The organism is Methylobacterium sp. Leaf99, assembly GCF_001422375.1.
Classification (GTDB): domain Bacteria; phylum Pseudomonadota; class Alphaproteobacteria; order Rhizobiales; family Beijerinckiaceae; genus Methylobacterium.
Window position 1 is genome coordinate 187,816 of sequence record NZ_LMMU01000010.1, and the last position, 14,551, is coordinate 202,366.

Here is a 14,551-nt window from a genome sequence, read left to right on the forward strand (position 1 = left end):
AGGACACGCCATGTCCCGCCCGAGATGCCCCGCCCGAGCGCAGCCCAGAAAACAACCGAACAACGGATCTCACCCATGTCGCTCGTCACCGGACGTCGCCGCGCGGCGCTCCCGGCCGCCTCCCTCCTGGCGCTGGGTCTCGTATCCTCCGTTCACGCGGCCGAGGACGCGAAAGCGCCGGCGCCCGCCGACGACAAGACCCTGCGCGTCTGCGCGGCGGTGCAGCCGCCCCTCTCGCTGAAGGACGGATCGGGCCTCGAGAACCGGATCGCCACGGCGGTCGCCGAGGCCATGGGCCGCAAGGTCCAGTTCGTCTGGTCGGAGAAGCCGGCGATCTACCTCGTCCGCGACGGCCTCGACAAGAAGCTCTGCGACGTGGTGGTCGGCCTCGACAGCGACGACCCGCGCGTCCTCGTCACCAAGCCGTACTACCGCAGCGGCTACGTCTTCATCACCCGCGCCGACCGCGACCTCGACATCAAGTCCTGGGCCGATCCGCGCCTGAAGAGCGTCGACCACATGGTGGTGGGCTTCGGCACCCCCGGCGAGGCGATGCTGAAGGATATCGGCCGCTACGAGGAGGACATGGCCTACCTCTACTCGCTGGTGAATTTCCGCGCGCCGCGCAACCAGTACACCCAGATCGACCCGGCCCGGATGATCAGTGAAGTCGCCGGCGGCAAGGCCGACGTCGCCGTGGCCTTCGGCCCCGATGTGGCCCGCTACGTCAAGGATTCGGGCACGCCCCTGCGGGTGACGCCGGTGCCGGACGACACCGTGCGCAGCGACGGCCAGAAGATGCCCCAGAGCTTCGACCAGTCCATGGGCGTGCGCCGGGACGACACCGCCCTGAAGGCCGCCCTCGACGCCGGCATCGCCAAGGCCAAGCCGCAGATCGACGCGATCCTGCGCCAAGAGGGGGTGCCCCTCGCGACCGCCTCGAACTGATCCGTGCAAGCCCCGGGCCGCTCGCAGGGGCGGCCCGCCCAGAACCCGACCGGACGGTCGGAGAACCCCATCAGAGCGATTTCATGCGTCATCTCAAAGGCCTTCTGGCCGGATTCGTCGGCCTCGGCCTCGTCACCGCCGGGTTCTCGGCCGGGCTCTCCGCCCTGGCGCAGCCGGCCTCCGGCCCGCAGAGCGGGTTCGTGTTCCGCAACACCGTCACGGGCGAGCAGCTCGACGTGTCCCAGGGCAAGGAGGGCGGCCGCGACACGCCGGCCGTGAAGGAGTTCTTCCAGACCGGCAAGAACCTCTACATCGACGACAAGTCCTGCCTGCGCAACGGCGAGTCCCTGTTCGCCACCTCGTGCTCGGGCTGTCACGGGCATCTGGCCGAGGGCAAGCTCGGGCCGGGCCTCAACGACAATTACTGGACCTACCCGTCCAACACCGAGGATACCGGCCTGTTCGCCACCATTTTCGGCGGCGCCAACGGCATGATGGGGCCGCACAACGAGAACCTGACCCCCGACGAGATGCTGCAGACCATCGCCTGGATCCGCCATCTCTATACCGGTCCGGCCAAGGACGCCGTCTGGCTCAGCGCCGACCAGAAGAAAGCTTACACGCCTTACAAGCAGGGCGAGACCTTCCCCACGGACGTGAAGGGCCAGTGCAAGCCGCTGGAGAACTAGCGTCCCTGGGAAGTCACGCCGCGTGACGTGCGCGCGGTGAACGATGAGCGGCCCACGCGCCGCGCCAACCATAAACGGAGGAGACGAACATGCGGACGTTCATTTTTGCGGTGGCGCTGGGTGCAGGCGCAGTGCTGGCGAGCCCGGCGATGGCCTACGACGGCACCAAGTGCAAGGCAGCCGGCAATTGCTGGGAGCCCAAGCCCGGCTTCCCCGAGAAGATCGCCGGCTCGAAGTACGACCCCAAGCACGACCCGAAGGAGCTGAACAAGCAGTCGGAGTCGATCAAGGGCATGGAAGAGCGCAACGCCCGGCGCATCGAGGCCGCCAAGAAGTCCGGCAAGTTCGAGTACGACGTCACCAAGCTGTCGTCGAACTGAGCCGACGGCGCGCGTTCACCCTCGCCTGTCCGCGCTCGAACGCCGGCCCCTCTCCCCGCTCGCGGGGAGAGGACCGCAGACACCCCGGCGTGTCTGCGGTGAGTGCAGCCGGAGCGTAGGTGCGGGGGGGCTCGCCGGACGAGCCTCAGGCGGAGCCGCCCCCTCACCCTCGGCTGCCGCCTCGTTTCGGACCCGACAAGGGGTCCGAAACCCTCTCCCCGCAAGCGGGGCGAGGGGATGCGTGCAACCCGGTTGGATTTCCCGCCTCAGAATGCCGGGCAGCCGTTTCCCAGCTTAAAGATTCAAGGCCCCCGCGTGATGAACGAGACCCGCCCCGGCGACGCGATGCTCACCGATTGGCGCGAGGCCGCCGGCCGGTTCGAGCGGGCCGTGGGCGGCGCCGTGGTCGGCCAGGCGCGGGCGATCCGCCTCCTCACCATCGCGATCTTCGCCCGCGGCCACGTGCTGCTCGAGGGCGATGTCGGCGTCGGCAAGACCACCCTGCTGCGGGCCGTCGCCCGGGCGCTGGGCGGCGCCTACGAGCGCGTCGAGGGCACCGTCGACATGATGCCGACGGACCTCATCTACCACACCTACCTCGCCGAGGACGGCCGCCCCCGCGTCGAGCCCGGACCGGTCCTGCGCCGGGCCGAGGACCTGTCGATCTTCTTCTTCAACGAGATCAACCGCGCCCGGCCCCAGGTGCATGCCCTGCTCCTGCGCCTCATGGCCGAGCGCAGCCTGACCGCGTTCAACCGCGAGTACCATTTCCCCAACCTGCAGGTCTTCGCCGACCGCAACCGCGTCGAGCGGGAAGAGACCTTCGAGCTGCCGGCGGCCGCCCGCGACCGCTTCCTCATGGAGATCGGGATGGAGGCCCCGCGCGACGCCGAGAGCCGCCGCGCCCTCGTGTTCGATCCGCGCTTCCACGACACCGACGCCCTCATCGCGGGCATCGACGCCGACGTGCTGGACCACGCCGCCATCCCGGGCATCGCCAGGGCGATCCAGCACGGGATTCAGGCGAGCCCGGCCATCGAAGCCTACGTCGTCGGCCTGTGGGAGGCCCTGGTGCGTCCCGGCGGCGCCGGCATCCGGCTTCCCGGCATCGACATGGAGGCCCTGGTGCAGGGCGGGGCCTCGCCCCGCGGCGTCGCCTTCCTCGTGCGCGCCGCCAAGGTCCGCGCCTGGCTCGAGGGCCGGGACTGGCTCGTGCCCGAGGACATCCGCGCCGTGTTCCCCGAGGTCATGGCCCACCGCGTCTTCCTCGAACCCGTCTACGAGATGCGCCGCGCCGCCATCGTGCCCGAGCTCTGCCGCGCCGTGTTCGACACGGTGCCGGCGCCGTGAGGGAGCCCGATCCGCAGGCCGACATCGTCTACCGTCCGCGCGGGCGGGTGCCGGGCACCGCCGCCGGTGCCCATCGCGGCCGCGACGCCGGGGGCCTCGGCACCTTCCGCGATCAGGTGCCGTTCCTGCGCATGCCGGATGCGCGCCGCATCGACGTGCGCGCCACCCTGCGCGATCCGTTCGAGGGCACCCATGTCCGCCGCTTCGAGAGCCGCACGGCCATCGAGGTCTGGGCCCTCGTCGATCTCTCCGCCTCCATGCGCTACCGCGGCGCGGCCGACCGCATGGCCCTCGCCGCCGCCCTGTGCGGGGGGCTCGCGGCGTCGGCCACCCGCATCGGCGACGGCTTCGGCCTCATGGGCTGCGACGGCGCCCTGCGCGCGGACGTGTCGATGCCGGCGACCCGCCGGCGCGGGATCGGCGCCTCCGTCCAGGCCCGCCTGTTGGCCGCGCCCTGCACGGGCGCGCGGGCCGACGGCATGCGCGAGGCCGGCCGCGGCCTCGTCGGGCGGCCCAAGATCGTGTTCGTCGTCTCGGATTTCCGCTGGCCCGAGGCCCTGATCGCGGAGGTGTTCGCGAGCCTGGCCCGCCACGACCTCGTGCCCGTGGTCCTGGCCGACGCCTCCGAGGACGAGGGGCTGCCGGCCTGGGGCCTGATGGAACTCGACGACCTCGAGGGCGCCGGGCGCCGGACCGTGTTCATGCGCCCGGCCCTGCGCCGGCGCTGGCTCGCCCACGAGCGGGCCCGCGCCGACACCTTGCGCCGCATCGCCATGACCTACGGCCGCCCGCCGTTCCGCCTCGAAGGCCGCTTCGAGGCCGACGCCCTCACCCGCCACCTCATCGGGACCTGATGCGAGTCCTTTTCCCCGTCCTCGTGTTCCTCCTCGCCGTGTCCGGCGCGGCGCAGGCCCAGGTGCGCTCCGTCGAGGTCCGCACCCCGCGCGCCTTCGGCTACGTCCTCGGCGACGTCGTGCGGGCGCAGGCCGACATCGTCGTGGATGCGGGTTTCACCCTCCAGGCGGCCTCCCTGCCCCAGCCCGGGCCGCTGGCCTACTGGCTCGACCTGCGCGATCTTCGCGTGGAGGAAACCGTCACCGGCGACGCCCGGCGGGTGCGGATCTCCCTGACCTACCAGAACTTCTACGCGGCCCTCGACGTCCGCGCCCTGGAGATCCCGGGCTTTTCCGTGACCTTCGAGAGCGCCGGCGCCCACGGCGCCACCACCGCCACGGCGCAGGTGCCGGCCTGGTCCTTCACCATCTCGCCCCTGCGCGAGGTGGTGCCGCCCGCCCGCGAGAACCCGGCCGACTACATGCGGCCGGACGGGCGCGTCGCCGCCGTCGACGCGCAGCCCCTGTGGTGGCGGGCGGGGGGCTTCGGGGCCCTCGCCCTCCTGGCCTTCGCCGGGCTCGCCCGCGACCGGGCCTGGGGGCCGTTCCGGGCGCGGCGCGGGCGCCCGTTCGCGGCCGCCCTCGCGCGCCTGCGCCGCCTCGCGCGCACCCCCGACGCGGAGGCCGCCTACGGCGACGCCCTGCGCGCCCTCCATCGCGGCCTCGACGCCACCGACGGGCGCCGGGTGCTGGCCGACGATCTGCCGGGCTTCCTCGCCCGCCACCCCGCCTACCGGCCCGAGGCCGACGCCCTCGCCCGGCTCCTTGCGACCTCGCGCCTCGCCTTCTTCGGTCTCGGTCCCGCCGCCGCCCGCGCCGCCCTGCCCTGGACCCATCTCGAAACCCTGGCCCGGCGCCTGGCCGCAGCCGAGCGGGCGGCGTGATGGGCGACACCCTCGCGCGATTCGCCGTCGATGCGCCCCTGGTGCTGTGGTTGCTGCCACTGGCCCTGCTGCCGTTCCGGGCTTCGGCCCAGCGCGTCGTGCCCGTGGCCGCCATCGACGCCGGTCCGGCCGATCCGCTCTCGCGGGCGCTCGGTTGGGCCCTGCGCATCGCCGGTTGCCTGGCGCTGGCGGGCCTCATCGTCGGCATCGCCGGCCCGTACCGCCGGGGCGAGACCGTCACCCGCACGGGCATCGGCGCCCAGGTCTCGATCCTCGTCGACCGCTCGGGCAGCATGAACGAGACCTTCGCCGGGCGTCAGCCCTCGGGTGCCGAGGAATCGAAGGCCGCCGCCTCCCGCCGCCTGCTCGGCGACTTCGTCGGCAGCCGCGCCCACGACCAGTTCGCCGTCACCGCCTTCTCGACGGCGCCCATGCTGGTGGTGCCGATGACCGACCGGCACGAGGCCGTCCGCGCCGCCATCCGGGCCATCGACCGGCCGGGCCTCGATTACACCAACGTGGCGCGCGGCCTCGCCATGGGCCTGTCGCAGTTCGGACCCCAGGCCGCCAACGTCTCGCGGGCGCTGCTCATCGTCTCCGACGGCGCGGCGGTGATCGATCCGCGCGTCCAGGGCACCCTGCGGGCCGAGTTCGCCAGGATCCGGCCCAACCTCTACTGGCTGTTCCTTCGCACCAAGGGCTCGCCCGCCATCGCCGACAAGCCCGCCGGCGAGGACACGCCCCAGGCGGCGCCCGAGCGCCACCTCGACCTGTTTTTCAAGAGCCTCGGCACGCCCTACCGCGCCTTCGAGGCGGAGGGCCCCGAGGCCGTCGCCGCCGCCATCCGCCAGATCGAGGCCCTGGAGCGCGACCCCATCCCCTACACCGAGCGGCGCCCGCGCCGCGACCTGTCGTGGGTCGCTTTCGGGCTGGCGCTGCTCGGGCTGCTTCTCCTCGTGGCGGGCAAGCTCGCGGAGGCGGACGTGCGGCGGGGACGGGGGGGCCTTCCGCAGGCGGCCGAGGCTCCATCCGAAAGGATCGCCGCATGAACCCGGCTTCGCACCGTTCCACCCCGTTGGCGCGCATCCCCCTCGCCCCGCCCGGTGGTGACGGCTCCCGCGGATCGCGCATCGGGCACGGGTCCCCTCTCCTGGAAGGAGAGGGACAGGGTGAGGTGTGTGACCTTTCCGGAGAATCCACACACCTCACCCCAACCCTCTCCTTCCAGGAGAGGGGGCCCGTCGCGTTTCATGCCAACGCGTCTGGTCCCTGCCGAAAAGCGATCTCGCGGATGCATGACGGTGCGGAGGCCGGACGATGACGGCACTCGCTTTCTCCACCGAACGCACCGCCCTCCGTCCCCGCATCGCCAGCACCCTGCGGCGCGCCCGGCCGCACCTGCTCCTCGTCCTGCCGGTCCTGCTCGGCCTCGCGGCCGTCGGGTTCGGCGCGGCGGCGTGGCGGGTGGAGCGGGACAACGCCGCCATCGCGGCGCTCCAGGCCGGGCGCGACGTGGCCGTGGGGCCGGACGCGTCCGCCCCCCTGCTGCTCGCCCGGGTCCAGCACCTCGCCCGGCGCGGCCTGCCCGAGGGGATCGAACCCCTCGTCGACGCCTTGGCGCGGGCCGGCGACACCGACCGGGTGGCGCGGGCCCGCTACGCCCTGGCCAACACCCGCCTGCGTCAGGCGTTCTCGCACCTGGAGCGCGGCGACCTCGACCCGGCCGGGCCCCTCATCACCCTGGCGCGCCAGGATTACCGCCGCGCCCTGCAGAACGCGCCCGACCTCTGGGACGCCAAGTTCAACCTCGACGTCGCCTCGCGGCTCCTGCGCGATTTCCCCGAATTCGACCGCAAGACCGGCGACGAGCTGAAGGCGGAGCCGAAGCAGATCTGGACGGAGGTCCCCGGCCTCCCCAGGGGGGCACCATGAGGGGGGTGTCATGAGGGGCGCACCATGAAGGCGCATCTCGTCCGCAACCTGCGCGACGGCCGGTTCCAGGCGCTCGCCGGGGCGATGGTCCTCGCCGCCCTCGCCCTCGTGCTGCCGGCCGTGCCGCTCACCCGGACCGGCGTCTCGGTGCTCGCCGTGGTCGACATCACCGGCAGCATGAACGTGCGCGACTACGCGAGCGCCGACGGCAGGCCGGCGAGCCGCCTCGACACGGCGCGCGGCGCCCTGCGCGAGCTCATCGCCGCCCTGCCCTGCGGCTCGCGGATGGCGCTCGGCCTGTTCACCGAGCGCCGGCCGTTTCTCCTGTTCACGCCCATCGAGGTCTGCGCCGATTTCGCGCCCCTCGACGGGGCGCTGGCGGCCCTGGACTGGCGCATGGCCTGGGAGGGCGACAGCCGCATCTCCGCCGGCCTGTTCCGCGCCGTGGAGATGGCGGCCAGCCTCGACACCGACCTGATCTTCCTCACGGACGGGCAGGAGGCGCCGCCGCTCCCCAGCGCCGGCGGTCCGGCCTTCGAAGGCAAGCCGGGCGCCGTGCGCGGCCTCATCGTGGGCGCCGGCGCCTACGCCCTGTCGCCGATCCCGCGCTACAACGACCGGGGCCGCGAGATCGGCTTCTACGGCGCGGGCGACGTCCAGCAGGAGAACCGCTTCGGCCCGCCCCCGGCCGATGCCGAGAGCCGCGAGGGCTACAACCCGCGCAACGCCCCCTTCGGCGGGGCCGCCGCCACGGGCGCCGAGCACCTCTCCTCCGTGCGCGAGCCCTACCTCAAGACCCTCGCGGGCGAGACCGGCCTCGCCTACGTCCACCTCGACGGCCCCGGCGGCCTCAGCGTCCCGCTCCTGGCGGCCGCGACCCCGCGCCCCCTGCCCGGCCGCCTCGACCTGCGCCCCTTCCTCGGCGGGGCCGCCCTGGCGCTCGTCCTCGCCGTGTTCCTGCTTCCCACGTTGCGCGCCCTGTCCCTTCCGCGCGCCCTCACCCTGAAGAAGGCCTGATCCGTATGCGTCTCCTCGCCCCGACCGTGCTCCTCGCCCTGTTCGCCGCCGCCGTCCCGGTCACCGTCGTCTCGGTCACCCCCGTCCTGGCCCACGGCCCGACGCCGCAGAAGGTCGACCAGTCCGTCACCATCGCGGCCAAGCCCGAGGCGGTGTGGAAGGTGGTCGGCACCTTCGCGGCCATCGACACCTGGCACCCGGATGTGGCCAAGAGCGAAGCCGTCGACGGCAACGCCGCCGGCGGCCGGCGCAAGGTCACCCTCAAGAACGGCGGCACCCTCGACGAGGGCCTCGACGAGATGAACGACAAGACCTTCACCTACTCGTACCGCCTGTCGGACGCCGACCTGAAGGCCCTGCCGGTCTCGTCCTACTCGGCCACCGTCACGGTGACGCCCGACGGCGCCGGCTCGAAGGTCGAGTGGCTCGGCCGGTTCTACCGGGGCGACACCGGCAACGAGCCGCCCGAGGAGCTGAGCGACGCCGCCGGCAAGGCGGCGATGAACGCCTATTTCGCCAACGGCCTCAAGGGGCTGAAGGCCAAGGTCGAGGGCGGCAAGGCCAAGTGATCCGAGGACTCGCCCGTCTCGCCCTGGCGGCCCTTCTAGCCGGTGCTGGTGCCGGCCCCGTCGTCGCGAACACCGTCTACGTGGTGAGCCAGGAGGGCGGCAGCCTGACGTCGGTGGCGCCGCCCGGCGCCGCGATTGCCGTGGGCAAGGGCCCGGCCCAGGTGGCGGCGGGGCCGGACGGGCGGCTCTACCTCACCCATTCGGACACCCATGCGGTGTCGGTGGTGGACGGCCGGACCGGGGCGGTCCTGGCCCGGTTCCCCTTCGCCGGCCAGCCCTTCGGCGTCGCCGTGGCGCCGGATGGCCGCAGCCTGTTCGTCGGCGACTGGGCGGGCGGCCGCGTGGTGCGCCTGTCCACCGCCACGGGCGCGGTGGAAGGCCACGTCGGCGTCGGGCGCGATCCGGCGGCCCTCGCCCTCGACGGCCGGGGCCGCCTCTACGTCGCCGACCGCGAGAGCCGTCAGGTCAGCGTGGTCGACACCGCGACCATGACCCGGATCAGCACCGTGCCCGTCGGCGAGGGACCGTTCGCCCTGGCGTTGAACCCGGCGCAGGACCTGCTCTACGTCGCATGCGTCCGCAGCGGCGACCTCCACGCCATCGACACCGCCACCCTGAAACCCGCGGGTCGCGCGATCCTCGGCGGCATGCCGTACGGCGTCGCGGTGAGCGGCGACGGCGCGCGCATCCTCGTCACCAACCAGCAGGGCGGCACCCTCGTGGTGCTCGACGCCGCCCTGAAGCCCGTCGCGACGATCCCCGTCGGCCGCTATCCCGAGGGCGTGGCGGTCGCGGGCGACAGGGCCTACGTGGCGAACTGGTTCTCGGATTCCGTCTCGGTGATCGATCTCACCACCCTCGCGGAGACGGCGCGGCTTCCCGTGGGCGAGGGGCCGCGCGGCCTCGCCGTCCTGATGCGGGAGGCCCCATGACGCCGACGCCCATGACACCGACGCGCATGACGCCGACGCGCATGACGCCGACGCGACCGCTCCTCGCCCTCGCCCTCGCGGCCGGGCTCGCCGCCTGCGACAGGCCCGAGGAGCCCGCCGAGGCGGCGCGCGCGCCCGAGGACCAGACGGTGGTGGCGACGAAATCCGACGCCGACATCCCGCCCTGGCTGTCGCCCACGGACCCCATGGAGCCGGCCCGCTGGCTCGCCAGCCGGGAGCTCGGCCGGCCGGCGCCGGAGGTCGGGTCCCAGGCCGACCACCTGCGCCACAGCCTCGCCCGCGCCAAGGACGCGTTCATCGAGGACCCGCGCATGGTGGCCAACCGCACGGTGCAGCTCGGGCAGATGCTGGCCGAGGCCGGCACGCCCGAGCCCTATGCCGATCTGCTCGACGGGCTGGAGGCCGTGGCGGCGGTGACCACCCGCAAGCAGCTCTTCGGCGAGATGTGCCAGCAATACTACAACACCCGCCGGCAGGGGGCCGACCGGGCCACCGCCCTGGCCCGCCTCACCGAGCGCTACGCCGCGCAGGGGAGCGGGGACCAGACGCCCGCGCCCGGCCCCTCCCCCGGGGATGCGCGATGACGAGCGTCCTCATCGTGGACGACCACCCGGTGATCCTGCGGGGCTTCCGCCGCATCATGGAGGATGCCGGGGTCGAGACCGTCCACGAGGCCACCGACATCGCCGGCGGCTACCGCCTGTTCCACCGCCTGCGCCCCGCCATGGTCGTGGCCGACCTCACCTTCCGCACGGGCGCCCTGTCGGGCCTGTCCCTGATCCGGCAGATCCGCGCCCTGGCGCGCGACACCCGCATCCTCGCCTTCAGCATGCACGACGACCCGATCATCGTCGCGCGCGCCCTGGAGAGCGGGGCCACGGGCTACGTGCTGAAGGACGTCCCGGCGGCGCGGTTCCACGAGGCGTTCGAGACGGTGCGGGCGGGGCGGAGCTATCTCGACCACGCGTTGGCCACCCGCGTCGCCGTGCTCGGCCTCGCCGGACGGCCGGCGCCCCTCGCCGACCTCACGGCCCGCGAACTCCAGATCCTGTCCCTGCTCGGCCGCGGCCAATCCTACCAGGCCATCGCCGACGCCCTGGCGGTGAGCTACCGCACGGTGATCGGCGCCTGCGCCAGCCTGCGGCACAAGCTCGGGGTGCGGACGCTCGCCGAACTCATCCACGTTGCCGTCTCGCAGGGCGAGGGCGGCCCGGCGCGGTGAGCCCGGGCTACTGCCCGGCGCCGCTCGGGCGCTTGAGGGAGAAGCGCGTCTCGGGCTCGGCGGTGAAATAGTCGAAATAGCCGCCGCGCAGGATCGGCCGCATGGCCGCCGTCTCGACGAGGCCGTCCTTGATGTAGGCGTCGTCGATGTAGATCGAGACCACCTGCCCGATCACCAGGAAGCTGGTCGCGTCCCGGCCGTCGAGGGGCGTCAGGGGCACGGTCTGCACCCACTTGCACTCGATGGCGGCGGGCGATTCGCCCACCCGCGGCGGCCGCACCTTGCGCGAGGGCACCGGCGTGAGACCGGCCACCGCGAACTCGCTCTGCCCGCGCGGCAGCGGCGCCGACGTCGCATTCATCGCCTCGCGCAGATCGAAGGTGGCGATGTTGCAGACGAACTCGCCGCCCTCCTCCGCGAAGGTCATGGCGTCCTTCCGGCCCGAGGACGAGAACATCACCATGTCGGGGTCCGCCGCCACGGCGTTGAAGTAGGAGTACGGCGCCAGGTTCAGCTGTCCCGCCCGGTTCATGGCGCTGATCCAGCCGATGGGGCGCGGCGCGATGAGGGCCTTCAGGGGGTTGTGCGGCAGGCCCCGGGTCTCGGAATCGTAATGCATGGCGTCAGATCCGCGTGACGATGTGGGCGAGGTCCGGCCGGGGCCGGTCGCCCGGGACCTCCTGCGGGTGACCCATGTGGATGAAGCCGGCGATCTTCTCGTTCGGCGTGAGGCCGAGGGCGTCGAGGATGCGGCGGTCGTAGGCGAACCATTCCGTGAGCCAGGACGTGGCGTAGCCCGCCGCGTTGGCCGCGACCACGAGGTTCATGCACACGGCGCCCGCCGACAGCACCTGCTCCCATTCGGGGATCTTGATGTGCGGACCGGCGCGGGAGACCACCGCCACCACCACGGGGGCGTGGGCGAGGCGGGCGCGCTCGAGGTCGAGGCGCGCGTCATCCGCCTCCGGGTGGTCGGCGGCGTAGGCCCCGGCGATGATGCCGCCGACCCGCGCCCGCGCCTCGCCCGCGATGACGAGGAAGCGCCAGGGCGCGAGCTTGCCGTGGTCCGGCACCCGGGCGGCCAGGGTCAGGAGCGTGTCGAGTTCGGCCGGCGTCGGGCCGGGGCCGTCGAGGCGCATGGGGGGCACGGAGCGGCGGGTGCGCAGGAGATCGAGGGTGGCGTTCATCGAGACCTTTTTGGACTAGGATCGCGGCGTATCGCTGGAGTCACGGCCTCGTCCGAAAACCGGGTCCCCCTTTTCGGGCCGATGCCTTAGCATGGATCAGGCGCAATCACGCCGGTCATGCCGTCGCCACGGTCCGGTTCCAGAGCACGCGGCGCGAATCGCCGGACGGGCCGGCGCGCGAAGGGAGCGGTCGCATGACAAGGGGCCTGATGTTCGGCGCCGCACTGACGGCCCTGCTGGCGGCGCCCGGCCGCGCCCAGGAGGGCGGCTTCCACAACCGGATCGGGCCCAATCTCCCGACCCCGTCCGTCACCGGGCCCGACCTGCCCCCGCCCGTCCCCCAGGCCGATGCGACCCTGAGCCTCAAGGCGGTGTTCGCCGGCAGCGACAGGCCCCTGCGCTCCGGGCTGGCCTGGCGCATCTACGAGGACCGCACCGACGGCGTGAAGCCCAACATCGTCGCGCGCTCGGAGGCGGCCGAGCCGAGCTTCACCCTGGCGCCCGGCGCCTACATCGCCACGGTGACCTACGGTTTCGCCAGCGCCTCGAAGCGCCTCGCCATGGCGGGGGTCCCGGTCTCCGACGGGCTCAAGGTCAATGCCGGGGCGCTCAAGCTCTCGGGCGCCATCGGCGATACGAAGATCGTGCCCGCCCAGGTGGCCTTCGCGGTGTTCGTGCCCATCGGCACCAACTCGGAGGGGCGCCTGGTGCGCAGCGGCGTCAAGGCCGGCGAGCTGCTGCGCCTGCCCGAGGGCACCTATCACGTGGTCTCGACCTACGGGGAATCGAACGCCATCCAGCGCGCCGACCTCAAGGTCGAGAACGGCAAGGTCACCGACGCGACCCTGAGCCACCACGCCGCCACCGTGACCCTGAAGCTCGTCGCCGCCGCCGGGGCCGAGGCCTTCGCCGGCACCGCCTTCAGCGTGCTGACGCCGGGCGGCGACACCATCCGCGAGGCCATCGGCGCGTTCCCGCAGGTGATCCTGGCGGAGGGCGACTACGTCCTCATCGCCCGCCACGACGGGCAGGTCTACACCCGCGAGTTCAAGGTCGAGAGCGGGATGGACCGGGACATCGAGGTGGTCGCCAAGGCGTCCTGATTTTTTCGCGGAACCGAGATCGCCCCATGACGCGTCACCGATGGAGTCTCGTCGCCCTCGCCGCGACGCTGGCGAGCCCGGCCGTGCACGCACAGGGCATCGTCGGTGAATCCGCCCTCCCGCCGGAGACCGCGCAGGCCGCCGTCGCGCTCCTCGGCCAAAGCCTGAAGGCGCCCGACGCCGCCCGCTACGGCCGCCTCCGCCCGGGCCGGGCCGGGGCCGTGTGCGGCGAGGTGGACACGACCAACCGGATGGGCCAGCACGTCGGGCCGCGCGGCTTCGTCGCCGACCTGGGGGCGGGCTTCGCCGCCATCGTCCCGGACGGGGCGGAGCTGCGCAACCCGACCGGCCCGGCGCACTACGCGGCGATGCAGCGGGCGCTGGCGCTGTTTGCCGCCAACTGCGCGGCCTGATCCCGAACTTATCGGCAGCGAGTCCGCCTACGAGGCGCCCGCCGAGCCGGACATCCCCCTGCACACGGATGCGGGCACGCCGCAGGACGGTGCCGCCCGCGTGGCGGTGGCGTTGGGGAAGCTCTGAAGTGCTGAGGGCCTATCGAATGGGGAGCGGCAGAAACAGGCCGAGGATACATCGCGTGTTGCGGACGGCGATCTGCGTGTGGCTTCGCTGCATGTACCCCGCGCCGGGGTAGAGCTCACCGCCCTCCGTGAACATCCCCCTCACGGTATCGTAGGGTTCCAGTTCAGGGACCCCCTCCCCGGCACTGTCGATCATGCTGTGAAGGTGTTTGATCACAGCTCGGTCCAGGAACCGTAACAGACGATCGGAATTCGGGTCGCCCTTGACGTTCCGGTTTTCCGGGAGCGGTAGGCCCGCCATCGTCTGTGTTGCCACGAATGAATCGTAAGCCAACCGAACGATTCCAAGATCCTCGCGATTGGTCAGATCGAGGCAATGTCTCAGGTCGATGACCGCACCCACGACGAAGGGTTTTGCCGTCGTTGAGGTCGCGAACTTCGCTTCGGCCCATTCCCAGGCGCGTTTCGGATCGGACTCCCAGAAATACGCCCCTGGGCCGAGCCAGTCGTAATCTTTGTCGCTCTGAATGAGTGCGGTATCGCCACGGATTGCCTCGAGCCCGATGGCTTCGTCGCATCCGTGGTAACCCAGGACGAAGGAGGTCGCGAGACGGCTCAAGCGGCGCGTGTTGCCTTCTCGTCCGGACCGCCGAAAGTCGCGCGAAGCTCACCGTCCTTCGTATAGATTCCCTCTTCGATGAGGGCCGCCCGCGCGGCAGCGGGACTTGCCATGTTTGCGGCGGTACGCTTGACGATCAGAGCCTTGATGGCCGCGCGACGCTTTTCATCCGTCATGATCCCGGCACCTCCGAAGTCGATCGCGCATGGCAGCGCGCCACTCATCCTCAATCATAGGGAGAAACGCGGCGGAGGTGCAACGGGCTC

19 protein-coding genes are annotated in these 14,551 nt (G+C 72.3%); 15 read left to right on the top strand and 4 right to left on the bottom strand.

What is annotated here, in order from left to right:
* Window positions 1–75 precede the first annotated feature (75 nt).
* The 13 genes from moxJ to ASF28_RS18930 all read left to right on the top strand — a co-directional run bounded on the left by moxJ (window position 76) and on the right by ASF28_RS18930 (window position 10,837).
* Window positions 76–948, top strand: a complete 873-nt coding sequence (gene moxJ, locus ASF28_RS18870) for a methanol oxidation system protein MoxJ (RefSeq protein WP_056096302.1) — start codon at window positions 76–78, stop codon at window positions 946–948.
* Between the two features lie 83 nt (window positions 949–1,031).
* Window positions 1,032–1,637 carry a cytochrome c(L), periplasmic gene (moxG, locus tag ASF28_RS18875; protein WP_056096305.1) on the top strand — a complete coding sequence of 202 codons (606 nt, stop codon included), beginning with the start codon at window positions 1,032–1,034 and terminating at the stop codon, window positions 1,635–1,637.
* 89 nt (window positions 1,638–1,726) lie between these two features.
* Window positions 1,727–2,017 carry a methanol dehydrogenase [cytochrome c] subunit gene (locus ASF28_RS18880; RefSeq protein WP_056096307.1) on the top strand — a complete coding sequence of 97 codons (291 nt, stop codon included), beginning with the start codon at window positions 1,727–1,729 and terminating at the stop codon, window positions 2,015–2,017.
* 318 nt (window positions 2,018–2,335) lie between these two features.
* Window positions 2,336–3,367, top strand: a complete 1,032-nt coding sequence (locus ASF28_RS18885; RefSeq protein ID WP_056096310.1) for an AAA family ATPase — start codon at window positions 2,336–2,338, stop codon at window positions 3,365–3,367.
* A complete protein-coding gene (locus ASF28_RS18890; protein ID WP_056096313.1) occupies window positions 3,364–4,221 on the top strand; it encodes a DUF58 domain-containing protein in 858 nt (285 codons plus the stop codon). The genes ASF28_RS18885 and ASF28_RS18890 overlap by 4 nt, the downstream gene beginning before the upstream one ends.
* Window positions 4,221–5,144: a hypothetical protein gene (locus tag ASF28_RS18895; protein WP_056096316.1), complete on the top strand. Its 924-nt coding sequence runs from the start codon at window positions 4,221–4,223 to the stop codon at window positions 5,142–5,144. The genes ASF28_RS18890 and ASF28_RS18895 overlap by 1 nt, the downstream gene beginning before the upstream one ends.
* The gene (locus tag ASF28_RS18900; protein ID WP_056096318.1) at window positions 5,144–6,193 is read left to right on the top strand and encodes a vWA domain-containing protein; all 1,050 of its coding nucleotides are present in this window, start codon (window positions 5,144–5,146) and stop codon (window positions 6,191–6,193) included. The genes ASF28_RS18895 and ASF28_RS18900 overlap by 1 nt, the downstream gene beginning before the upstream one ends.
* Window positions 6,194–6,461: 268 nt before the next feature.
* A complete protein-coding gene (locus tag ASF28_RS18905) occupies window positions 6,462–7,076 on the top strand; it encodes a hypothetical protein (RefSeq protein WP_056096322.1) in 615 nt (204 codons plus the stop codon).
* Window positions 7,077–7,100: 24 nt separating this feature from the next.
* Window positions 7,101–8,093, top strand: a complete 993-nt coding sequence (locus tag ASF28_RS18910) for a vWA domain-containing protein (protein WP_056096325.1) — start codon at window positions 7,101–7,103, stop codon at window positions 8,091–8,093.
* A gap of 5 nt (window positions 8,094–8,098) precedes the next feature.
* Window positions 8,099–8,662 carry an SRPBCC family protein gene (locus tag ASF28_RS18915; RefSeq protein WP_056096327.1) on the top strand — a complete coding sequence of 188 codons (564 nt, stop codon included), beginning with the start codon at window positions 8,099–8,101 and terminating at the stop codon, window positions 8,660–8,662.
* Window positions 8,662–9,594, top strand: coding sequence for a Vgb family protein (locus tag ASF28_RS18920; protein ID WP_056096474.1), 933 nt, complete (start codon window positions 8,662–8,664; stop codon window positions 9,592–9,594). The genes ASF28_RS18915 and ASF28_RS18920 overlap by 1 nt, the downstream gene beginning before the upstream one ends.
* A 41-nt stretch (window positions 9,595–9,635) precedes the next feature.
* Complete coding sequence (locus ASF28_RS18925; protein WP_056096477.1) at window positions 9,636–10,199, top strand: hypothetical protein; 564 nt, start codon at window positions 9,636–9,638, stop codon at window positions 10,197–10,199.
* On the top strand, window positions 10,196–10,837 hold the full coding sequence (locus ASF28_RS18930; protein ID WP_056096329.1) for a response regulator transcription factor: 642 nt from the start codon (window positions 10,196–10,198) through the stop codon (window positions 10,835–10,837). Before ASF28_RS18925 ends, ASF28_RS18930 begins: the two co-directional genes overlap by 4 nt.
* Before the next feature lie 7 nt (window positions 10,838–10,844).
* On the opposite strand, the gene ASF28_RS18935 is transcribed toward ASF28_RS18930, so the two are convergent.
* A complete protein-coding gene (locus ASF28_RS18935) occupies window positions 10,845–11,456 on the bottom strand; it encodes a flavin reductase family protein (RefSeq protein ID WP_056096332.1) in 612 nt (203 codons plus the stop codon).
* Window positions 11,457–11,460: 4 nt separating this feature from the next.
* Window positions 11,461–12,024, bottom strand: a complete 564-nt coding sequence (locus tag ASF28_RS18940; RefSeq protein WP_056096333.1) for a nitroreductase family protein — start codon at window positions 12,022–12,024, stop codon at window positions 11,461–11,463.
* Window positions 12,025–12,218: 194 nt separating this feature from the next.
* Here ASF28_RS18940 and ASF28_RS18945 point away from each other — a divergent pair, with 194 nt between their 5' ends.
* Window positions 12,219–13,127: a hypothetical protein gene (locus ASF28_RS18945; RefSeq protein WP_082476664.1), complete on the top strand. Its 909-nt coding sequence runs from the start codon at window positions 12,219–12,221 to the stop codon at window positions 13,125–13,127.
* 26 nt (window positions 13,128–13,153) lie between these two features.
* Entirely contained in the window at window positions 13,154–13,540 is a 387-nt protein-coding gene (locus ASF28_RS18950) for a hypothetical protein (RefSeq protein WP_056096336.1), read from the top strand.
* Between the two features lie 139 nt (window positions 13,541–13,679).
* Here ASF28_RS18950 and ASF28_RS23465 read toward each other — a convergent pair whose 3' ends face one another.
* Both ASF28_RS23465 and ASF28_RS22675 read right to left on the bottom strand, forming a co-directional pair.
* Window positions 13,680–14,285 carry a hypothetical protein gene (locus ASF28_RS23465; RefSeq protein ID WP_056096340.1) on the bottom strand — a complete coding sequence of 202 codons (606 nt, stop codon included), beginning with the start codon at window positions 14,283–14,285 and terminating at the stop codon, window positions 13,680–13,682.
* Window positions 14,282–14,509: a hypothetical protein gene (locus ASF28_RS22675; protein WP_157085651.1), complete on the bottom strand. Its 228-nt coding sequence runs from the start codon at window positions 14,507–14,509 to the stop codon at window positions 14,282–14,284. The genes ASF28_RS23465 and ASF28_RS22675 overlap by 4 nt, the downstream gene beginning before the upstream one ends.
* Window positions 14,510–14,551: the final 42 nt, after the last annotated feature.